A 21684-nucleotide genomic window follows, 5' to 3' on the forward strand; every position below is an offset into this window, starting at 1 on the left:
ACAGCTCCTCAATCACAACGCAATTACGACCGCGCCGTATCCGGGTCAAACTGGAAGCCGCCACTGTACGGGGCTTCGTCAATTGCTTTCATCTCCGCTGGCGTCAGGTTGAAATCAAAATCCGTCAGGTTGTCCCGCATGTGGTCCGGACTCGTCGACTTGGTCAGTGGGACGATTTGTTTTTGGATCAGCCAACGCAAGACAACCTGCGAGGGTTGTTTACCATGCTTGGCAGCAATGGCATTAACCGTTTCGTCCTGTAACACATGACTGTCTGGTCCACCGAAGGGACTCCAAGCTTCAACTTGAATGTCTTGGGACTGCGCGTATTCGGCCGCGGCCGTCTGCGCAAAGCCCGGGTGATACTCCAATTGATTGATCATCGGCTTGATGTCGCTGTCTGCAATCAGGGCTTCCAGGTGGTGCGCTAGGAAGTTAGAGACCCCGATGGCCTTAATCTTGCCGGCACGATACAATTCTTCTAATGCGCGCCAGGTATCGGCATTCAGTTGGCGCCAATCTTCATGCCACTTAGCATTGGCCGGCCAATGGATCAGGTAAATATCGACGTAATCCAGCCCCAGCTTGGCCAAAGACTCATTGAACGCCTGAAGCGTCTGTTCATATCCGCGGTGACTATGCCAGGCCTTGGTGCTGACCAAAATATCCTCGCGCTTCAGGTGATTTTCCGCCATGGCTTCGCGAATCCCCTGCCCCACACTGACCTCGTTGCCGTAAATTTCCGCCGTATCAATCAGGCGGTAGCCGCTCTTGATGGCGTCCTTGACCGCCGTCACGGTCGCCGGGCCGTCTGGAATGATAGTCCCAAACCCAACGACTGGAATCTGATAGCCATTATTTAATGTGTAAGTTGTTGTCATATCCATTTATCTTCACCTATTCCTTTATTAATCTACTGAAAATTGCTTTGACATATCTAACATGGCTTGGAAGCCTTGGGCATCTTCCGGCAAGTTAAAGCCATTGCCGGTGTTCAGTGCGGAAATCTGCTGCATTTCTGCGTCACTGAGCGTGAAATCAAAGATGGCCAGGTTCTCCCGCAACCGGTCAACGTGGACCGTCTTCGGAATTGCCACAATATCGCGTTGCATCAGCCAGCGCAAGATGATCTGCGCCGTTGATTTCTCATGCGCCGCTGCAATCTGCTTCAACACGGGCAGTTCAAAGACGTTGTCGCTACCAGCAGAGAACGGTGACCAGGCTTCCATCTGCACATCATAGTCCACCATGGCTTGCCGATCCGCCTCGCGCTGATTAAAGACGTTGGCTTCAATCATATTCACGGCTGGCCGCACGTCCGTGAAATTGATCAGGTCCACAAGCTTTTGCTGGGTAAAGTTATCGACGCCAATCGCCCGGATCTTGCCTTGACGATAGGCTTCGCTGAGGTAGCGCCAAGCACCGTAGTAATCGCTCACGGGCTGATGGATCAGGTACAGGTCCAAGTAGTCCAGCCCCAGGTGATCCAGTGACCGTTGCAGGCCCACTTGCGCACCCTCATAAGAATTTTCCGTCAACCACAGCTTCGAGGTGATAAACAGGTCGGCCCGGTCGACCCCGCTACGTTTGATTGCCCGCCCCACGGCCTGTTCGTTGCCATAGGCGGCGGCCGTGTCGATCAACCGGTAGCCTAACTGAATTGCTTGGTAAACGGCCTCTTCGGCTTCTGCCAGATCGGTGACCCGGAAAACACCGAGTCCTAATTTAGGCATCTGAATCCCATTATTTAACGTTGTGTATTCCATTAGTATCGCTCCCTAATTTTGTTCCTCACGAATTTTGAACCGTAAATAATCAATCGCCGCAATCTGTTGCTCACACGAATGAATGCTGGCCAAAACGACCTGGCGCTTAGTCGTCAATAGCCGCTGTCGTTCATTACTAGCGGCCGGGCTGGCCTCACACCGTAGATACGCGGCGATTTCCTGTTGCGTGAATCCCAAACGCCGCAGCTGAGTAATCAACCGCAGGACCGGCAAGTCCGCGCTGGTATAGTCTGGACTCGCTGCTCGGGGAGTCGCGATGGCCCGCCAAGCCGCAAAGTCCTGTAACACCTGATTGGAAATTTGATATTGACGCTGCAACTCCGCACCTGTCACCTGCCACACCTCCTACCTAGCTGGTTCACTGATTACCACGCGCTGTGCTAATCAATGTCTGTAGTTTAGCGTGCTTGTTTAGATATGTAAAATACTTATTTCGTTGACACAGAAATACAAATTATGAGTATCTAAAAAGGACGCGAATAGTTTTCTATCCGCGTCCCAATTTCAGTTAAATTTAGTGTCCAGTAATGCAAGTTTAAAAGTAGCTAGACAGTGGTGACACCCGGGGTTATGGCGACAAGATTCGTTCTTGAATGCTAAGTAGCCCGTCACAATTACCACCACGATCTACTCGGCAACAACAATTATCCGTCAATACCAGAAGCACATGTTTCCGCGAGTCAGTCACCAGTCTAGCCGAGAGTGAAGTGAAATCTAGGCTCAGCCGGGGAATTTAGCAGTGGGTTTGGCTGGTAAATTGGTGACTTTGAGACGTGCACTTCGGCTCAAAGCAAGGGACAAGACCAGGCTTTGGCTCGTCCCGCCCTCCCCCAGCGTTCCAGCCTAGACTTTCACGCAACGGCAAGGCGGCCAGTCCCCACAATCAGCTGAGTATTTAGTGCTTCTCCTGCTGGGCAAAGGCGATGAAGGCCTTGGCTGCCTCCGAATGTGGCTGTTGCCCGCGCCATGCCAGAACCGAGTTGAGGGTCAACTTGGGTTCTAACGGAATGTATTTCAGATGGGCAAACCGCTGATTTAATTTCAGGCAAATGACCACGCCGTTGTTTTGCTGCGCGAGCATGGCCGCGTTATAGAGGAGGTTGTAGCGCGCCTTGTTTTGCATTTGCGCGGCGTACTTGCCGGACCAATTGCCCAATTCATTTTGCACGACCCGGTCCGAAATCGTGATCACGCGGGTCCCCACCAGATCGCCGGGACGGATGGCCGAATAGTCCGCGAATTGCGAGTCCTCATGGGCCAAAATGCCCCATTCTTCCTGGCTTTCCATCCGCACGAAATCATACTTGCCAATGTCCACCGGCTCAATCAACAGGCCCATGTCCAGCACCCCTTGCTCGACCCAGCCCTTGATGTCCTGATTGTTGCCGCTACGCAGGTTGAATTTCACCTGGGGATGCTGCTTCTGAAAGTCATCCATCAGCTGCGCCAACTCAGCCATGCTGTGGAGCTCGCCACACCCCACGGAGATGGTTCCCGCCAGCTCACTGGTTTCCTGAAGTTCGTCGCGGGCCCGCTCCAAGATGCTGACCATGTCCTGCGCCCGTTGACGAAAGAGGAGGCCTTCTCGCGTCAAATAGATGCTGTGATTGCTTCGTTTAAATAAGGCGACATTGAGTTCCGTTTCCAGCCCCTTGAGCTGCCGCGACAACGTTGGCTGCGTCATGTGCAATAATGCCGCCGCTCGTGTGATATTTTCTTCTCGCGCAGTAATGAGGAAATAATTGAGTACCCGAATATCCATGTGCACCACCCGTCCTTTGGTCAAACCCTGTTAGGCCCATTTTAGCATAATCGCCAGTCATACATAAATAGTATAACTAGCCAGTTAAAATAAGCATTTTCAATTTTCCGGGATTTTGTTTACACTAGCCTTAATCAAAATTCGAAAGGAAGTCAGTACACATGGAACACGTTACCTTCAACAACGGCGTCCAAATGCCCGTTCTGGGCTACGGCACCTTTCAAACACCACCGGCCATTACCGCAGAAAACGTCACGAAGGCCATCGACCTGGGCTACCGCAGCATTGACACGGCGCAAGTCTATGGTACAGAGCCCGGTGTCGGCACTGCCATTGCCAACAGCGACTTAGCACGCGACCAGTTCTTCGTGACCACCAAGACGCAGACGGATGGCTACGCGGCCACCGCACAGGGACTGGACGACTCGCTCCGACGCTTTGGCGGCGATTACTTTGACCTCGTCTTGATCCACTGGCCCACGACGCACAGTCTTGAGACTTACCGCGCCCTCGAAGACGCCTACCAAGCCGGCAAGGTTCGGGCAATCGGCTTGAGTAATTTTAACCCTGACCAAATCGACGAACTCCTGGCCAACAGCCACGTTAAGCCGGTCATCGACCAGGTGGAGACCCACCTCTTCTGGCAACAGGCCAAGCTCCACCCCTACCTGGCTACCCACGACATCGTTCACGAATCTTGGGCCCCCTTGGGCGAGACCTTTGGCCGGGAAATGATGGCGTTGCCTGAAGTAACCGCGCTGGCTGCGAAACATGGTGTCACGCCCGCCCAAGTCCTCCTCCGTTGGTTGACTCAACAGGGGATCGTCACCATCCCCAAGTCCACCAACGCTGACCACATCGCATCTAACCTGGCGTCCTTGGACTTCTCCTTGACACCAGACGAAATCACCAGTCTCCGGCAATTTGACCGTCACCACTCCATTAAGGACTGGCCACAATCCATGCGCGAAGACCGCTACTAACCGAAAGGAATTGATTCTATGAAAATTGCTGTTATTGGCGCCTTTGGCAAATCCGGCCAAGCTATCATCCGCGAAGCTAACCAACGCGGCCACCAAGTTCTGGCCATCGCTCATCGCAATCACCCCGAAGTGACACTACCGTATGACCAACTGCTGATCAAGGACCTCTTTGATCTGACCAAAACCGACCTGACTGGTGTTGACGCCGTGATCGATGCCGTCAGCGCTTGGACACCAGAGACCTTTGCCGTCCACACCACGGGCATTTCGCACCTGGCGCAACTGCTGGCGGGAACGACCACGCGCTACCTCAAGGTCGGTGGTGCCGGGACGCTGTACATCAACGCCGAGCACACCCAGATGCTAAAGGACCGGGCAGACTACCCAACCGATTGGCTGCCATTGGCCGACGCGCTAGTCGCCAGTCTGGACCGGCTGCGGTCATACTCTAATTTGGCCTGGACCTACGTCACGCCCGCCTTTAATTACGATGCTACCGGCGCCGCAACGGGTCACTACCACGTCGACGGTGAGAACTACTTGGCCACTAACGATGACGATAGCTACATTAGCTACGCCGACTACGCGACCGGGATGCTCGACCTGTTAGAAAACGGCCAGTACGTGCGTCAACGAATCACGTTGGTGGGCGGCGACCGGTAATGACCACTTGATAAAAAAGATGACCCGCCGCTTATTTTCGGTGAGTCATCTTTTTTGGGTTAAAGGTTCCTATAACAAAACTATTCCGCTGTCACGACAATCTTCCCATGAACGTGTCCGGCCTGTTGTTCCGTCAGCGCCGCGGTCAAATTGGCCGCCGTAATGCCACCGGAGATGATTTGCGTAGTGATGGGATGCAGGTCGCCAGTTGCTTGTAGGTGCGCCAGTTTCCGGAGAATCTGCCCCTGGTTATTGGTGGCGATTGGCAGCAAAAACTTGCTAAAGACCATCTCCGTGGCCAAGCCCAGCGACTTGCCAAATAGCGGCCGTAGCGGCACCGCCTCAGTTGAAACGATGGTCGCTACCTTGCCCAATGGCCTCGTCACTTCGGCCGCCAGTGGCAGATAATCCGCCAAATGGGTCAAGACCAACGTGGCATCGACCACTTGACTTAGCTGTTCGGCGACCGGGCGGTGATAATCCAATGGGCTGTCGACTTGATTGTGTCGCAGCCAGTCAAAATGGTCCGGACTGGCCGTCGCGTACACTTTCAAGCCAGTCCAACTGGCCAGCTGCGTCAATAGGCTACCGACCCCACCGGCGCCGTTGATGACCAGGATACTGTGGCCCTGATTGGCGTCGCGTTGCGGGATGAAGTCTAATTTTTCAAACAACAACTCATACGCCGTGATGCTGACCAAGGGTAGGCCCGCTGCATCGGTCGTCGTTAGCTCCGCTGGTACCGGTGCCACCAAGCGCGCATCCACGACCTGTTGCGTGGCAAAGCTGCCCGGGCGTTGGTCACTGCCCATGTAAAAGACCCGCTGGCCAACGGTAACCTGTTCAACTGCGCTGCCAACAGCCAGGACTGTACCGACGGCGTCAAACCCATAGCGGGCCGTCTGGTCACCCGTTAACCGGGCCATCGCCTGCACGTCATGCGGATTTAACGCCACCGCTAAGATTCAAGAGCTCGAGGCGCAACGAGACTTCCTGCGTTTCAAGAAGTGGTACTACAAGACGGCTAATTTGCAGGCTCTGATTTCATTACAGGATTAACCAAAAGACTGGATAGCCGTCGTGGCCGTCCAGTCTTTTTGACATCTACTTCAATTTTAACTGGTAGCCCAGTTCCGTAGCGACCTTCATTTCCTCAACCAGGTACCACATGTCCGTGATCTTGCCATCTTCATTAAAGGTTAAAATGCCAACCTCATCCCAGTCAACTCGCTGATTGGTGGCGTCGGCTCCGGCAAAATTCCCGCTGTGCAAGGCTGTCATGTGATATTGCAACATCACCTGGTTGCCCTCCGCCACAACGTGCTTCATTTCAACTGTTTGGTCGCTGAGGGCCGCGTGCAAGACCGACCACCCCTGCGTCATCCAGTCGAGGAAGTTGCCATCCTTGGGAATTGGAAAACCAGTGGCATCATAGAGTGCGGCAAAACCAGCTCGATGTGTCGTCGTGGTTGGCGTGACCACCTGACGGACATAGGCCACATCATTTTCCGGCATTGCCTTGGCAAGTAAAGTCACAGCTACCTGTTTGTTCTTAGTTAAATCAGTCATCGTGATAATCTCCTTTATTTTTTGAAAAGTCATTTCTACATATCGCAAATTAACGATACATAGCTGGAAAAAGAAAGGAAAAATCTCTTACAATTTTTCCTGAATCAGCTGGCCGAGCCGCTGAATATTCTCTTCGTTACGCCGGTAATACGTCCATTTGCCGTGCCGCTCGCTAAGTAGCAGCCCTGCGTCCAACAACAGCTTCAGATACGTGGAGACCGTCGACTGGGTCAAGCCCGCCTTGGTCACGATGTCAGCGACACAGATGCCGCCCTTTTCCGCCATCATGAACCGGACTGTCTCACCGGACACTGAAGTGATTTCCTTCTCCGGGTCCTTGAGCCACCGCAAAATGTTCAACCGCGTTTGATTGGCCAAGGCCTTAAATAACTTTTCATTAATTTCCATGTGATGAGTATACATCGTTAATTTGCGATATGTCAATTAAAAGTTTTGATTTCTTTCAAAAACTCTGGCCGTCCAAGTACAGTTGCGGCAACTCCGCCAGAAATTGTTTCCGCACGGCAGCCGTGGTCGTGTTGGCCTCACCTAGATGAATCCAGTGTGTACGCTGTGGGTCGATGCCAATATCCGCGAAGACCCGGTTGATCAGGTTGCCTTGAATCGGGTCGCCGGCCTGTGTTCGCAAGTAATCCTTGGTCACCGTCGACGTAGTAATGACGGTGGCCTTTTGAATATTAGTCAACAACCCCCGCCATGCCGGGTCCTCCTCGTAAACAACCCCCTTGAGCATCACCTTGTCAAAAAATCCCTTCAGCTCAGCCGGTAGTTGGAACCACCAAATCGGTGTGATGACGAGCAATTCCGTAGACTGGCTAAGCAACTGCTGATAATGTTTGACTAAGGGGCACGGCGTTTCCCCACGACTGAATAACCGGAGCTCCTCAGCCGAGTACCGTGGATCAAACCCGTCTTGGTACAAGTCGATCACCTGAAACGCCTGTTGGGTCTGGGTAAAGTAGTCCGTCAGTCGTGTCAAAATACCGTGGTTGAGACTACCAGCATAGGGATGGGCGTAAACAATGGTTTTCACGAGTGATTCCTCCTTTAAGTTGTTGCCTAGAGTTTATGGTAAAATCGGTGGGTAAACAAGTACGCAAAGTAAAGTGCGGTACTCACCCAAAGGAGTGTGCTCATGGCTGATATTGACTACATCACAGAAAATCGGTTGGCGGACACCGGCTTCGCTTATACGCTGCGACTCATCGGTGGTAAATACAAGATGCAAACGCTCTACGCTCTGCAGCTAAACCACGCCCCATTGCGCTATAACGCGTTGAAACGGTTGCTAGTACCAATCTCATTTAAGACACTGACCAACACGCTACGTGAGCTTGAGACGGATGGCCTCATCCACCGTCAGGAATATCCGCAGATTCCACCCAAGGTCGAATACAGTCTAACGCCACTGGGCGAGTCACTCATCCCCGTCATGGACGACCTCTGCACTTGGGGCGAGCGACAACAAGCAAAAGGTCCGCAACGCTAACTGGCGCGGCGGACCCTTTTCATTTAATTCAGATTAAACCATTGGTGCTTCCCAAGATCCCTTGGTGTCCACATGCGTCGCGGCGGCCAACGTCTCTAAGTCCGTGAGGTCCGCCGGCGTTAATGTCAAACTCGCCGCTTTCAGCTCGCTGGCAATGTACTTAGGCTTGGTGACGCCGATGATGGGCGTCGTGCCCTTGGCTAGTGCATAGGCGGTGGCGACTTCGGCGGCCGACGCGTCATACTTGGCGCCAACCTTGGTCAAGCCCGCGGTCAAATCTTCTACCTGTGGCAGGACCTGGTTGTAGACTTGCGCGCGCATGCTCCCGGCTGGCAAGGGGTGCTGGACGTCGTAACGCCCGGACAACACGCCTTGCTCCAAGACCATGTAGGCAAAGAAATCAATGTCGTGGTCGCGGCAGTAATCCAGGATGCCCGCCTCTTCGGAAGACCGGTAGAGCAAGCTGAAATGGTTTTGCACGGCGGAAACGTGGAAGCCAGCCGTGGCCAAGATCTCATCAGCCCGCTTGATTTGGGCTAAATTGTGGTTGGACACGCCAACGCGCTTGACCTTGCCGCTTTGGAGCAACGGAATCAGTCCTGGCGTCCATTTTTCCACGTCAGCCGGGTTGTGAATCCAGTAAATATCAATATAGTCCGTCCCCAGGCGTTGCAGGCTCCCCGCCAGCATGTCGGCGACCTCGTTAGCGCCGTTGCCCGCCATCTGCGGGGTGAACTTGGTGGAAAGCTGGTAGCTGTCCCGCGGGTATTTCTGCAGAAGCGTCCCCAGCATCTTTTCTGATTCACCAGCGCCGTATGCGTAGGCGGTGTCCCAGACGTTCAAGCCAGCGGCCATGGCATCGTCCACGACTGGTTGAAGGTCGGCGGCGGTCAGTTGGTCACCGAAGACTTGGCCGTCGCTGGTGTCGCCCCAGGCCCAGGTGCCCAGCGCAATTTTAGCTGTTGTGTTTTTCATGGTTGTAAACCCCTCTTCGTTGTTTGAATGAGACTAGCATAGGCGCAATGCTGGGAGATGTCCAATGCTTATTTTTGATTGGTTGGTATTCAATTTTCGTATGGCTCTTCGTGACATGGACAAAAAAGCAAGACGACAGTGCGTCCTGCTTCTTAATTCCAATCTAATCATACAACAAGATAAACCACACCGTCCCGTGGTCATTAAACCAATAAATCCCAATCTTAGTTGTCGTCGCCTTTAAAACCGCTTGGGTATAGTCCGGTTGATTGTGCCCTGTGATCATGAAAAACTCAATTGTCATTTGGCCTAACCGTTGACTATTTTTCAGGTCGGCCTTGCTACTAGTGGACCCAATCTCCATCAAACTCGTATCTGTGGGTACCCCGTACTTAGCTGCCTGGGAGTTATAAGCATCCCAGTCAATTTCAGTTTGGGATTTTTCCCCTAGCGTCAACCATTTGGCATGGGTTTTCAACACGTTTACTCGCGCCGCGTCCAGGCTCAGTGGTGCAATCCCTTTAGCCGCCCGGTAAACATTGGCCTGCTTCACGAAGCGCTGGGCCATTGTGGCACTCATTGAAGCCACAGATGGCGTGGCTTTACCGAACTTGAGGTCACCACGCCACAGCCAGCCCTTGACCTTGCTCGTGTTGATGTAGTAGTAAATCTTCTTTTTACCATTTTGCTTGATGGTCGCGTGCTTGGTCACGTACAGCGTCACGTACTGGTAAGATTTGGCTTTCCCCCGCACCTTATTCAGCTTCTTTGACGTGTAAATGGTGCCCTTGGTGGCGTGGTAAGCCGCCCGCTTGACCTTGGTGACCTTGACCGTCTTGGTAGCGGCCTGCGCCGGCACGGTCGTGACCATGCCCACACCCATGACGGCCACAGTAGCCAGTAACCATAAGCGTTGTCCCATTTTTTTCATTAGTAAAAGTCTCCATTAACCTTTAAATTAAACAACCGTGTCGTGTACGAAATATCTGACTGGTCTTCAACGCCAGAAATATTAACGGTATAGGCATGGTTGACTTTGAGCTGGCTCTTCTTGGGGAGGAAGTAAACCGTCGTGCCAAAGAAGCCATAGCCTGATCGATCGGCATTAACGTGCGTGACCTTCACAGCTTTTTTAGCCGTCTTATCGTAAACCCGAACTTGGGGTTTGGAACTGGCGTCACCCATGTAGTCGTCCGACCACGAAACTGACCAAGGCGCACCCTGACTCACCAGCGCGTACGGGGTCAGCCCGGCCCGTGGGTAAGCCAGTTGCTTCACGGGCGCCGCGGCGTCATAGCTATTGGTAGCGTAGACTCTTAAGTCATTGTAACCGTCTGCCTGGCCAACACCAACACGGTCGATGCCACCCAGTACCCATAACCGATGTCCCGGCTCTAGGCCACTCAGATCACTATCATCGCTGAGGTATCCCGTGATCACATCGTATGGCGAGCTGACACCCTGATAGAGGTTACTCTGATTCGTTGCGTCTGCCCCTTTTTGCCAATCGGTCTTGGACACAACGCTAGGCCGCTTGATGCCAACCAAGCCGTGGGACAAGCCCTTATCCGCAGCGGCCAACGTTGCCGCCCCGTACTGTGCGGATGTGTTCCAGTCACTATCGGCTTTGACCTTGCTCAGGCCAAACATGGTCCGGTAGAAATTGATCCAGTTGACGGTCCGGTTGATATAACTGGCACGCAGCTTTCCAGGGCGAAATGCCTTCTTCAACTGCGGCTTTTGAGCGTACATTCCCTTGGCCGTCACGCCGATCTTCTTGGCTTGCTTGCGGTAGCGTAAGACCTGTGACCACTGCTTAGCGGTGTAGTATTTCTTGTCTTTGGCAACTTTTTTAGCCTTTTTGGCTTTGCTTTTCTTGGCCTTTTTGGCTTTGGCCTTCTTGGCCGCCTGAACAGTCGATTGTGGCGTGACGGTCTCAATAACGCCACTACCAACCAGCACTGTCAGCGCACTGACAGCCAGTAACCGTGTGAGTTTCTTCACGGGATTTCCTCCTCTTGCTGTCTTAGTCTGCGTAATCTTCGGTCAGGCCAGTTGGGTTAAACGCTTTGGCTTGGGCTTTGGTCTTGTAGTAATGTTGGAGATGAACTTCGCCGTTCCCAGCATTCCACATTTTGTCAATAAATAAGGACTTAATCTTTTTACCCTTATAATGACGCGTCACAATCTTATACCCTTCTGTTCCTGGCGTCTCGAAGGCAATACCTTTGCCATAGTATTCCCATGGGTGATCCATCAACCAGCCCTTGCTCATAAACAAGACCGTATATCCTTTATATTTCTTTGTATTTTTCGTCGCCTTATTTAGTTGCGTTACCTTAACGGGACTTTGGCCTGTTTGCCATTTCTTATTTTGGAAGTTCCGATACGACGTCTTCTTCGCTTTAATCGTATACCGGTCATAATGGCCTTTCTGGTAGTAATACCAGGTTCCTTGGAACTTCTTCGGGAAGCTGGCCATCGTCATCTTAGTACTGGCCTGAGCATTCGTCGTTGGGGTCGCCACAGCCAAGGCCGCGCCAAAGCTAACGGTAGCGAGCAACGCGCCCATCAAATTTGTGAATTTCATTGATTGATTCCTCCTCGATTACTTGTGCAACGCGCCAACTGGATTGAAGTATTTGGCTTGAGTCTTGGTTTGGTAGAAGTGATCCGTCGACTGACTCAAATCATTTGCGTTAGGCTTTTTGTACAGTACCTTGACCGATTTGCCTTTGTAATTTTTATGAATCACCTTATAGGTCCCGAGGCCATCAGATGCGAAAATACCATAAGGCAGTACTCGCGTATAGCCCTTCTTCGCGACAAATGCACTGACCTGATTTACCTTTTTTTCGTTGAAGCCATTTCTAAAGCTCCCAACACTCTTCGCCTGATGCAGATTCAGCGTCTTCTTCGCCTTAAAGTCCCCATGAGAAGAAGCAAAATAATTCCGCAAAACCTGCTTCTTCGCGGTAAACTTCATGCTCTTGTAGTAGTACCCGTTATTTTCCTCATAGTGGTACCAGGTCCCCCGCATACTCTTAGGAAACGCCTTCAAACTACTTTTGGCCTTCGCCTGTGCCGTGGTTGGGGCGGTCAGGGTCGTGCCACCGATGCCGATCGTGGTTGCCACCAACAGGGCACCGAAAATATGATTCACTCGCATTGTCTATTCCTCCTTGTTAAGTTCTGTCAGTGGTCGTTTACGTCATTTGCCTATGTATGCCACTAACTAAACCTCATTATAGCGATTAGGGGTGTCACAACTTGTCACTTCACCTGATTCAGCGCAAAAAATCCATCTAACCGTCAATTATTTGGGTAATCACTGGTAGATGGACTGTTGTTTCTCTTCAATTAATTAAAACTAAGTTCGCTAAGCGTTGACCACGAACTTCGGTGCTTGACCTTGATCTAACAAGACCACGTTGTGGGCAACGATGCTGGCCATGGCGTTCCGTGCTTCCACGGTGGCGTTCCCAATGTGTGGCACCAAGATCACGTTGTCCAATGCCTTGAAGCCGTCATCGACATTAGGCTCGTTTTCGTAAACGTCCAGGGCGGCACCGGCCAATTTACCGGCCTTCAAGGCTGGCAGTAAAGCGGCCTCGTCGACGATTGGACCACGGCCGACGTTGATCAGGTAAGCCGTGTCCTTCATGTTGTCAAAGGCTGCGGCGTCAAACATGTGATGCGTTTCCGGCGTTCCTGGCGCGTTGATACTGATAAAGTCACTGGTCTTGATCAGCTCTTCTAGCGGCAGGTAGCGGACGTTTAACTTCTTAGCGTCTTCGTCAGACAGTGGATGTGGCCCGTAGTATGTCACGGACATCCCCATGGCGTTCGCGCGGTTGGCCACTTCCTTACCAATGCTGCCGAGGCCGACGATACCTAATTGCTTACCGCCAATTTCGTGGCCCAAGAAGAACAGTGGTGCCCAGCCGGCAAAGCCCTTGGTCCGCATCAGCTTGTCGCCTTCGACCATCCGGTGGCTCAGTGCCAGCATTAAGCCCATGGTTACTTCCGTCACGGAATTCGTGGAGACCGCCGGCGTGTTAGTTACCTGGATACCCTTAGTCTTGGCGTAGGCGGTATCAATGTTGTTGAAGCCGGCACCAAAGTTGGCAATCAGCTTGAGGTTTGGCGCCGCGTCGATGATTTCTTGATCGACCTGCGTGGACAGCGTGGTAATCAGGTAATCGATACCGGCCACTTGGCGTAACAACTCTGCATGTGAAATTAAGCCCTCACCAGTATAGCTGGCCACCTCTAAATTGTTTTGACGCAATTCATCAAGCGCAACTTGGGGAAACTGAGCGGATAAATAGACTTTTTTCATAATTTGCCTCCTAAAGATTTGATACTCTTAGTATAATGGAAACGGATACATTTACAATAACGCACTTTTTAGTTACCCAATCTATCAAGGAGGAAATCACATGACTGATTCAGTTCGCAAACTCGTTCAACAACGGCTCCGTGACGGCGATTACACTTGCCGCAAGGAATTCACCTTAGCTATGTTCAATGGCAAATGGAAAGTCAATATCATTTATCACTTGGGCCACGAGGGTACCTACTACTTCCATGAGTTACAGGCGCTGTTGCCCAACGCCTCACACAAGGAACTTGCGAAGAAACTCAAGGAACTCCAAGAAGATAGCCTGATTGACCGACAAATCGAAGACAACGGCCCCCGCGTCAAGGTCGCCTATTCCCTGACACCACTGGGTCGCTCGCTGCTGCCCATCATTGACGCCATGTACGACTGGGGCGACAAACGGCTTCGCGAGCTGAACGTTCACGATGTCCAGTTTGGGCTGGGGAAAGTGAAACAGTAAGCGACCCGACGGCCAGTTGTTTTTTAGATTCAGCTAGTATACTTTGGGTATGCGCTGAACTCTTAGCGTCAGAGGAGGATCGACATGACTGAATACTTTCTGGTGAACCAGCAGGACTATTTCGCCGCTGGGTTTACCGTCAATAACGACAATGCGTACATCGACACGGCCGCTGGGCTGGATGTCGCCGCTGCCACGAAAAGTGAGACCCCGACGGACGCCAAAGCTACGCTATACCACCAGGTGTTAACGCATCCCGCGGCTGGTAGTGAACGGGCACAACTAACCGAGCAGGAGCAGGCCCAGTTGACCCAAAAACTCGACGCAAGCTTTGACATCATCAGCACTGATAACTTGGAAAGCTGTTAATGAATTGAATGGGAGACGATAACAATGGCTGAAGAAGCTAAAAGAACCGACACCAAGACTGAAGACAATCCATTTTGCCACGCGGGCATGACCTGTGCCCCCGGGTGCGGCTGCGCCAGTGCCGATGGCATTTGCCACTGCCCCATGATTTCCGATCGTAAGTGTGCTTGCGACGGCTTCTGTGGGACACCTAAACATTAACAAGAATCCGGTCAAACGCTCAAGTGGGCGGCTGACCGGATTTTTATTTAGCTCTTTAATGACCATTAGTTCAATACCGACTCACCGAAGAAAGACCCGCTTCAAGCGCCCGGTTAAAACAAATACACAGATAATTGCCAGGATCGTATCTGGAATCACATACAAACTGTTGTAAATTAGCGAATACAGCCAAACGGGTTGCCCTTTGGGGACGTACGACGTGTAGAAGGCAATCCCCGCCAGCGTGTGAAACAGCAAGCGTAACACACCTGCGACCAAGCCAGCTAATAAGGTCGTGACCAAGACCATCCGCTTGTCGCCACGCTTCATGGCCGCGAGAAATTTGTGAGAAAAGCAACCTGCCAACCCAATTGACCCGAAGGCTAACAGGTAATCGCAAATCACCTGGAGTGGCGCAACGAAAAATCCGCCGAACATGAACGTAATGGCACCCGTCACGACACCACAAAAGATGCCAGGCCACACGCCCTGTTTCAACGAAATAATTAGAATCGGCGCCATGACTAATGACACTGAACCACCCTGAGGCGCCCGAAAAATAATCAAATAACTTAAAACAATTGCTAAAGCCGAAAAAAGTGCTGTTTCAGTTAAGGCTTGCGGTCTCACTGATGTTGCCCCCTTACCATATGATAATTTTAATTATACGCTAAAATCACTTGCTGCTCTTTGTCATTTAAAAAGAGTTAGATGCATTGCGACGCCAAGGCTTATGTTCACAAGATCAGGCGTTGAACGCCAGCACTTACTGCACAAAAAAGCCGTCCCCAAATACAGAACGGCTTTGCATGCCTAGCTATCAGCTATTTATTTGTTCTTCCGGTACAGCTTAGCGAGTCCCAGCGTACCCAGCAATAAGACCAACCCACCTGCCAGGATCGACAGACTGCTGGTTTCATTCAATTGGGGAATGAGTCCGCTTTGCCGTGCGTGCGTTGACGATTGTGCTGCTGGCTTTACCGAACTGGCTTGAGCCGACGGACTGATCTGGTCAGCCGCCAATCCGCTTTGGGGACTAGCATTGTCACTAGCCGGCTTGCTAGAAGTCTTAGTGGCTTGTGACGTGGCGGTTTGACTGCCGCCATCATTGATTGCATCGCCATCACCGCCAGTTACTACCTTCTGATCACTCTGAGAATCAACCGCGGGGTCACCCGAAGTATCCACTGACTGATCACTTGAACTAGATGAACTGGAACTGGAACTGGAACTGGAACTGGAGCTTGAACTGCTTGAGCCGCCAGAACCACCAGAATCCGTGTCACCAACGGTTAATTCCGTTGTCGCCATGACTGGCGCGTAACTGGTGCCGAATTCATCGGTGTAGTTGTAAATGTATTGGACCGTGTATTGTCCAGCCGTCTTAAACGTTTGAGCGGACAAATCAGTTAACGTGACCGGTTGTTGGTGGCTGTCCAACACCTTAACCTGAACCGTCATGTCCGAATCATCTGGCTTATTCGTGACAGCATCACTACTGAATTTCACCTTGGCATCACTGTGATTGGCATCGGTCATGGCCGCTGCTTTGGTCAAATCAACCGCTGCATTCGGTTGGGCTTGGGCGGTAGCCGACGCGGTCACAACGGGGGTAGCCAAGACGTGCCATTTTTCAGCCGCCTTCACAGATGAGGCTAACGCTAAGGTGTCCGCCAAATCATTGGCAATATTTTCAGTATAATTGACTTCATACGTCCCTGGTGTAGCGGTAATGTGTTGGCCATTATCACCGAGCACGGTCGTGGCATCATTGGTAATCGTGCCGCCGTCATTGGCAAACGTGGTTTTATTCAGATAGTTATTTCCTGTCCAAGGCTTGTCGATCCAAGCATCATGAATAATATCCTGGCTATCCGCCACAAATTTACCGCCTTCATAAATCGTAAATGGACCGGTGGCTTTAGTCATTGGTTGTGGGTAGACTAGGATGGGCATTTGAGCTTGGAGTAATTCCGAACTCCCATAATTGAAATAAATTTTGACTGAATAAGGCGTTTGCAAGGTACTTCCAGGCCAAGTATACATATCTTTCAAGTAATATTCGTACCCGGGAGCAAGGACCGTGTGTAGTGCATTGTTATTAGGATTGTGAGTAGAAGTAATCGTTTTGCCGCTGGCAGTTAAACCTGATAATGTATCATTGGCAAACATCCTGATGGGTTGTTTCAATACCCAGCTAGAGGTCGTGCTGATGTTATTGTTCCCGGTAAAATCATCAAATTTGTAATTTCCCGGTGCCGTCAGTTTTAGAACTTCACCACTTTTGTAGGTGTGGGTAAATTCTTGTGCGTGGGCGGTAATCAGCGGCAGCGTGGATGCTAATAAAACCGTTATAAACGATGTAACAATTCTTTGATAGTGTTTCATCGCAAAAACTTCCCTTCCCCATTCGGCGTTCTGCTTTTCCTAGTATAAAGCGCTTTCTTTACGCTTTTATCATATACTTTTCCATCGAAATAATCAATCATATCATTTAACTGTTATAATCGTTATTTTAACGTGCAATATATTAACTAATAGCATCGTTTTTCGTGCTTACGCTTTACGTTTTTGGGCGCCGTTGTCAGCATTCCCCCTAAAATGATTTTAAAAACGGGTAGGCGCCAACCGACGTCTACCCGCTTTTATTCAGCAATTCTAGCCAGATGTTAAAGAAGATACCACCACTGATTGCGTCTAATCCACCGACTTTAAGGCTTCCAACATATCCACGCTTTGAATCTTATGGTTCATCAGAATCATCACAATCATGGAAAAAATAATCGTCAGCACAACTGAAATCCCAATATTCAGCCAAGTTAGGCCAGGCGCTACCATCGCAGTAGACGGTGGCAATAATGCCATGATATAGGCATGGAAGGCATAGCCAACGCCAATCCCAGTCAGAATACCTGCGCCCGTTAGAATATTCGTTTCACGGTAAATATACATCAACACTTCCTTGGGGTAAAAACCCAATACTTTCAGTGTAGACAGCTCGCGAACACGTTCCGACACGTTGATATTGGTCAGCGTATACAAGACGACCAGCGACAAGAGTGATGCACTCAACACCAGCACTAAGATCAGGTTGTTGAGGTTGCTTAAAATATTCGTAATCGTTTGCTTACTCTCACGAGATTGAACCGTCCGAACGGCTGCCTGTTGACGATTGAAATTGTTGGCTACTGCATTTGTCTTTTGAGCAGTCGCATTTTTCAATTTAACCAGGTACGCATTAGCGGTCACGTGGGTTCCATAAATCCGGTTATAATACGACCGCGTCAGATAAATATCGTGACCGGCGTACATCGTGGTGATCCCTGAAACCTTAATCCGATGGGCTGTTCCGTCACTTTCCTTGATGGTCATGTCATCCCCAACAGAGACGTGCTGTAGTTTAGCCAATTTTTGCGACACAATGGCGCCATCATTGGTTAATTTCATCCGATTACCAGTCCGATAGTCGCGCAATTTAAGATAGTGGTCCAACTGATTCAGAGAAAATGGCACCATTAATGAAATCTCTTCACGCGTATTTTCCTGATTTGTCGTCGCATACACCGTTTCAAAGTGAGTCGCCGTTGTTCGCTGCACATGATGATTGGCCGTTATGGCCTGTTTGGCTTTCTTAACGGCACTCGTCTTGGCATCTGGATTATAGACCGCAACCAAATCGTACCGACTGATTTGGCCAAATTGTCGATTCACAATCGTGTTGAGGGAATCACGAATCCCAAATCCCGTAATCATCAATGCCGTCGCACCGGCGACACCAATAATCGTCATGAACATCCGGCCCTTGTAGCGGAATAAATTACGCGCTGTGACTTTATGTGAGAAGCTCATCTTCCGCCAGATTGGGGTGAATCGCTCCAACCAAATTCGCGACCCATTTGCCGGTGGCTTCGGTAACATTAAATCTGCAGGAATAATTTTTAGTGACGCATGTGCGGCCAGCCAGGACGCTAAGACGGTTGAAAATAGTGCTAGGCCTAACCCGATGCTGATATACCCAGGATGCCAAGCAAGCTGCAGGTTGGCAAAATTAAAGTTCGTCGTGTAGGCCCGGAAAATAATGCGCGGTAAAACCACTAATCCCAATACACTTCCGAGCAAAGTCCCGGTCACCGCGGTACTAATGCTATAAACTAAAAACTCCTTCATGACCGCCCCCTTGCTGTAGCCGAGTGCACGGAGCGTGCCCATTTCAATTCGCTTTTCAGAAACCATCCGGCGCATGGTGGTAAAGCTAACCAGAATCGCAATCAGAAAGAAGAATGCCGGAAAAGACTTACCTAGCGCATCAATCCGGGCGGCATCTTCGCCATAATTATTATAGCCAGCGTTGTAGTCATTCCGAGTTCCAATCGTGAGACTGACATTTTTGAGCTGCCGCTTGCTAACTTTGGCATTGTTAATTTTCGTTTGAGCTGTCGTAAGCTGCTGTCGTTGCGTCGCTAATGATTGGCGTTGTAGCTTAAGCTGTTGCTGCTTTACATTAAGCTGCGTGATGGTTGCAGTTGACTGGGTAGCCTTAGCTCGCGATAATTGTGTATCAAGTTGCTTTTGTGCAGTATCTAACTGCGCTGCCGCCTGATTGAATTTACGACGATTAGCTGTGAGCTTCCCTTGTGCAGTCGTTATGGTGTGGGTTAACTCATGACGCAGATCAGCCACCCTAGTTGTATTACGCCGATTTAGCTTTTTTTGAAGCTTCGTCACCAGACTAGCTGCATGGTGTTCATAGGAATCTGAATACGCCACACCTTTCGTGTGTGTGAAAGCTAGCCGCGCAACATTAGGCCGACTACTCGAAAAGGCCGCCTTAGTGGTATAAGCAAAGCCAGCTAAAGTCCCGTTACCCAAACTGGTATCACCCAGCTTATCCTTTTTCAGGTATTCCGAGGACGTGGCAAAACCAACAACGGTGTAGGCTCGCTTGTGGAGGCCGGTACTTGTATTGGTTTTACCCGCGACCAAGTGTATTTTGGTACCAAGCGGATACTGGTGGCGCAACTGATTGCTCAACACAATTTCATTTGAGCGGGTCGCCTGACGCCCCTTGACCAACGTCATTTTTGATAATGATTGGGGGTTGCTTTGAACACGGATTGCTTTTTGAGACCCCTTGATCAGAACATCCTGTGTGTGACCGTATTCAACTGTCTTAATGCCTTGCAGCTGTTGAATTGCGGTACGGTCTTTTGCCGTTAACGCAATCGTTGAGCTAACCTTGGCGTCGGCGAGATGCTCGGTCGAATAAACCCGCTGTGCCGTCTGCCGCATGTTGGGGCCAGTCACATTAAGCCCGATGAAGACGAAGACGCCTAACATCAACAGAGCTGATACCGAGACATAGCGTGCTAGTGAGGATCTGAACTCCCGAGTAATATTTTTATTCAGCATTTTCATTTTAGTCGCCTACCATTCTAGTTCAGCAACGGGTGTTGGCTGGTCATTGTGCGTATCCGATTTCACTTGACCATCAACGATCTCAATAACATGGTCAGCCATTGGTCGGATCATTGAATTATGGGTCACAATAATGACATTCTTACCAGATTTACGAGTAAAGTCCTGGAATAATTGCAAAATCTTTTTCCCTGTATGATAATCGAGGGCCCCTGTTGGTTCGTCAGCAAGTAGCAATGCTGGATTCTTGGCAATCGCACGGGCAATGGCCACCCGCTGTTGCTCACCACCCGAGAGTTGCGCCGGGAAATTTTGAGCACGTTGTTGCAGGCCTACCGCCGTTAAAGCCGCCGTGGCATCCATCGCATTTTCTGTAATTTCGGCAGCCAGTTCGACATTTTCCAGCGTCGTTAAATTTTGGACCAAGTTATAGAACTGAAAGACAAAGCCAATTTGTTTACGACGATAGGTGGTCAATCCCCGTTCGTCAAGGTCCCCCAATTCAACGCCATTAACGTTAACACTACCGCTAGTCAGATGGTCCATACCCCCTAGTACGTTGAGCAGCGTTGACTTGCCAGCCCCAGAAGCCCCCAAAATAATGGTTAATTCACCAGCAGCAATGTTAAAACTGATGTCCTGATTCGCAGTAACCGCATGCTCACCATTGCCATACGTCTTTGTTTCGTTTTGAACGGTAATGAAATTAGTCATTGATTTTTCCCTCCAGATGAATAATAATAGACAACGTGTCAACTAAATTCATTATCTATTTAACCATATTTGATGCTAAATTCTATGTTCACTTTAAAGAAAAGTGTCAAGTAACTGGAAGAGGCGAAAATCTAATGGCGACACAGCAAGAACGCGTTGCAAAAACCAATACACGAATCACCAATGCGCTAGTTAAAGCTGGCAAAAATAAAGCGTTGAAACAAATTACGGTAAGCGATTTGACACGCATCAGCGGTATAAGTCGGGGAACGTTTTATTTACACTACCTAGATAAAGAGGACTTAGTTAATCAGCTGGAAGACGACTTCGCTAAGCAGTTTCAAACCCTATTAGATTCAGGAATTACTGGGGCAATGGACTATCGTCAGCTCAAATCGGGACAACCTTACCCCGTAATTGTGGCAATCGTGGCCTTTGCGGCTAAAAATAAGGACTTGCTGAATTTCTTATTTGGTCCGCATGGTGATCCTGCCTTCCTGGGGCGGATGACGGCTAAATTGCAATCGGCCATTTTAAGTGAGCTTCAACGGGTCAAGGGCAGCGCAACTTTTCGCCACGATATCCCAGCGACGTACGCCCTCAGCCTCGTCACGAATGCCATCATGTCGATTGTCACAACTTGGCTAGCCAGCCCAGAACCCTTGTCGCAAGCCGACGTGGCTGCATTGATTATGCGGGCACTGTATTTGTCACCGTATGAGATACTTGGTATTCAAGCACATGACTAGTGGCATTTCTGCCTAACAACGTTTCTTTCTACAAATCCTAAAAAACTGCCAGCCCCGTTGATTGGGACTGACAGTTTTTATTTTTAAGCTAAGCCACTCTTGAAACGTATACTTGTCAGCTGGCCGGTGCTAGAATATACTTG

The 21684-nt window shown here is 50.4% G+C and carries 24 protein-coding genes; 6 read left to right on the top strand and 18 right to left on the bottom strand.

The genetic code is table 11. The features are described from left to right. Positions 1 to 23 precede the first annotated feature (23 nt). The 4 genes from NGM66_RS08205 to NGM66_RS08220 form a co-directional block, all read right to left on the bottom strand. The gene (locus tag NGM66_RS08205; RefSeq protein WP_209279995.1) at positions 24 to 887 is read right to left on the bottom strand and encodes an aldo/keto reductase; all 864 of its coding nucleotides are present in this window, start codon (positions 885 to 887) and stop codon (positions 24 to 26) included. Positions 888 to 908: 21 nt separating this feature from the next. After that, positions 909 to 1766, bottom strand: a complete 858-nt coding sequence (locus NGM66_RS08210; protein WP_208908141.1) for an aldo/keto reductase — start codon at positions 1764 to 1766, stop codon at positions 909 to 911. Between the two features lie 12 nt (positions 1767 to 1778). Continuing rightward, positions 1779 to 2120 (bottom strand): MerR family DNA-binding protein, encoded by a 342-nt coding sequence (locus NGM66_RS08215; protein ID WP_208908140.1) that lies wholly within the window; start codon positions 2118 to 2120, stop codon positions 1779 to 1781. Positions 2121 to 2682: 562 nt separating this feature from the next. Beyond that, entirely contained in the window at positions 2683 to 3549 is an 867-nt protein-coding gene (locus NGM66_RS08220) for a LysR family transcriptional regulator (RefSeq protein ID WP_208908139.1), read from the bottom strand. Positions 3550 to 3710: 161 nt separating this feature from the next. Here NGM66_RS08220 and NGM66_RS08225 point away from each other — a divergent pair, with 161 nt between their 5' ends. Beyond that, entirely contained in the window at positions 3711 to 4532 is an 822-nt protein-coding gene (locus NGM66_RS08225) for an aldo/keto reductase (protein ID WP_208908138.1), read from the top strand. A gap of 18 nt (positions 4533 to 4550) precedes the next feature. Next, positions 4551 to 5195 carry an NAD(P)-dependent oxidoreductase gene (locus NGM66_RS08230; RefSeq protein WP_208908137.1) on the top strand — a complete coding sequence of 215 codons (645 nt, stop codon included), beginning with the start codon at positions 4551 to 4553 and terminating at the stop codon, positions 5193 to 5195. A gap of 80 nt (positions 5196 to 5275) precedes the next feature. On the opposite strand, the gene NGM66_RS08235 is transcribed toward NGM66_RS08230, so the two are convergent. From NGM66_RS08235 to NGM66_RS08250, 4 genes are all read right to left on the bottom strand, one after another. Further along, the gene (locus NGM66_RS08235; protein ID WP_208908136.1) at positions 5276 to 6151 is read right to left on the bottom strand and encodes an alcohol dehydrogenase catalytic domain-containing protein; all 876 of its coding nucleotides are present in this window, start codon (positions 6149 to 6151) and stop codon (positions 5276 to 5278) included. Between the two features lie 148 nt (positions 6152 to 6299). Continuing rightward, the gene (locus tag NGM66_RS08240) at positions 6300 to 6764 is read right to left on the bottom strand and encodes an ester cyclase (protein ID WP_208908135.1); all 465 of its coding nucleotides are present in this window, start codon (positions 6762 to 6764) and stop codon (positions 6300 to 6302) included. 87 nt (positions 6765 to 6851) lie between these two features. Then, positions 6852 to 7172, bottom strand: a complete 321-nt coding sequence (locus NGM66_RS08245) for an ArsR/SmtB family transcription factor (protein ID WP_258115542.1) — start codon at positions 7170 to 7172, stop codon at positions 6852 to 6854. A 55-nt stretch (positions 7173 to 7227) separates the two neighbouring features. After that, positions 7228 to 7818 (bottom strand): NAD(P)H-dependent oxidoreductase, encoded by a 591-nt coding sequence (locus NGM66_RS08250; RefSeq protein ID WP_208908131.1) that lies wholly within the window; start codon positions 7816 to 7818, stop codon positions 7228 to 7230. A gap of 102 nt (positions 7819 to 7920) precedes the next feature. Between NGM66_RS08250 and NGM66_RS08255 the strand changes: the two genes are divergently transcribed. After that, positions 7921 to 8274 carry a winged helix-turn-helix transcriptional regulator gene (locus tag NGM66_RS08255; RefSeq protein ID WP_208908128.1) on the top strand — a complete coding sequence of 118 codons (354 nt, stop codon included), beginning with the start codon at positions 7921 to 7923 and terminating at the stop codon, positions 8272 to 8274. 33 nt (positions 8275 to 8307) lie between these two features. On the opposite strand, the gene NGM66_RS08260 is transcribed toward NGM66_RS08255, so the two are convergent. The 6 genes from NGM66_RS08260 to NGM66_RS08285 form a co-directional block, all read right to left on the bottom strand. Beyond that, on the bottom strand, positions 8308 to 9249 hold the full coding sequence (locus NGM66_RS08260) for an aldo/keto reductase (RefSeq protein WP_208908126.1): 942 nt from the start codon (positions 9247 to 9249) through the stop codon (positions 8308 to 8310). Positions 9250 to 9412: 163 nt separating this feature from the next. Beyond that, complete coding sequence (locus NGM66_RS08265; protein ID WP_208908124.1) at positions 9413 to 10180, bottom strand: CAP domain-containing protein; 768 nt, start codon at positions 10178 to 10180, stop codon at positions 9413 to 9415. Then, a complete protein-coding gene (locus NGM66_RS08270) occupies positions 10180 to 11253 on the bottom strand; it encodes a CAP domain-containing protein (RefSeq protein ID WP_208908114.1) in 1074 nt (357 codons plus the stop codon). The genes NGM66_RS08265 and NGM66_RS08270 overlap by 1 nt, the downstream gene beginning before the upstream one ends. Positions 11254 to 11275: 22 nt before the next feature. Continuing rightward, positions 11276 to 11839 (bottom strand): hypothetical protein, encoded by a 564-nt coding sequence (locus tag NGM66_RS08275; protein WP_208908104.1) that lies wholly within the window; start codon positions 11837 to 11839, stop codon positions 11276 to 11278. An 18-nt stretch (positions 11840 to 11857) separates the two neighbouring features. Then, entirely contained in the window at positions 11858 to 12418 is a 561-nt protein-coding gene (locus tag NGM66_RS08280; protein ID WP_208908102.1) for a hypothetical protein, read from the bottom strand. A 210-nt stretch (positions 12419 to 12628) separates the two neighbouring features. Then, a complete protein-coding gene (locus NGM66_RS08285) occupies positions 12629 to 13591 on the bottom strand; it encodes a 2-hydroxyacid dehydrogenase family protein (protein WP_208908100.1) in 963 nt (320 codons plus the stop codon). Positions 13592 to 13691: 100 nt separating this feature from the next. On the opposite strand from NGM66_RS08285, the gene NGM66_RS08290 reads away from it, so the two are divergent. Together NGM66_RS08290 and NGM66_RS08295 are read left to right on the top strand one after the other, a co-directional pair. Next, on the top strand, positions 13692 to 14093 hold the full coding sequence (locus NGM66_RS08290; protein WP_208908098.1) for a winged helix-turn-helix transcriptional regulator: 402 nt from the start codon (positions 13692 to 13694) through the stop codon (positions 14091 to 14093). Between the two features lie 84 nt (positions 14094 to 14177). Continuing rightward, a complete protein-coding gene (locus NGM66_RS08295; protein ID WP_208908096.1) occupies positions 14178 to 14462 on the top strand; it encodes a hypothetical protein in 285 nt (94 codons plus the stop codon). Between the two features lie 282 nt (positions 14463 to 14744). On the opposite strand, the gene thiT is transcribed toward NGM66_RS08295, so the two are convergent. The 4 genes from thiT to NGM66_RS08315 form a co-directional block, all read right to left on the bottom strand. Beyond that, positions 14745 to 15293 carry an energy-coupled thiamine transporter ThiT gene (thiT, locus tag NGM66_RS08300; protein WP_208908093.1) on the bottom strand — a complete coding sequence of 183 codons (549 nt, stop codon included), beginning with the start codon at positions 15291 to 15293 and terminating at the stop codon, positions 14745 to 14747. A 198-nt stretch (positions 15294 to 15491) separates the two neighbouring features. Then, positions 15492 to 17051 carry a hypothetical protein gene (locus NGM66_RS08305; protein WP_258115544.1) on the bottom strand — a complete coding sequence of 520 codons (1560 nt, stop codon included), beginning with the start codon at positions 17049 to 17051 and terminating at the stop codon, positions 15492 to 15494. A gap of 309 nt (positions 17052 to 17360) precedes the next feature. After that, positions 17361 to 20072: an ABC transporter permease gene (locus NGM66_RS08310; protein WP_258115545.1), complete on the bottom strand. Its 2712-nt coding sequence runs from the start codon at positions 20070 to 20072 to the stop codon at positions 17361 to 17363. 15 nt (positions 20073 to 20087) lie between these two features. Beyond that, positions 20088 to 20792, bottom strand: coding sequence for an ABC transporter ATP-binding protein (locus tag NGM66_RS08315; protein ID WP_208908087.1), 705 nt, complete (start codon positions 20790 to 20792; stop codon positions 20088 to 20090). 134 nt (positions 20793 to 20926) lie between these two features. On the opposite strand from NGM66_RS08315, the gene NGM66_RS08320 reads away from it, so the two are divergent. Next, on the top strand, positions 20927 to 21541 hold the full coding sequence (locus tag NGM66_RS08320) for a TetR/AcrR family transcriptional regulator (RefSeq protein WP_208908085.1): 615 nt from the start codon (positions 20927 to 20929) through the stop codon (positions 21539 to 21541). The last annotated feature ends 143 nt before the right edge of the window (positions 21542 to 21684 follow it).

Source organism: Levilactobacillus yiduensis (assembly GCF_024718525.1).
GTDB lineage: Bacteria > Bacillota > Bacilli > Lactobacillales > Lactobacillaceae > Levilactobacillus > Levilactobacillus yiduensis.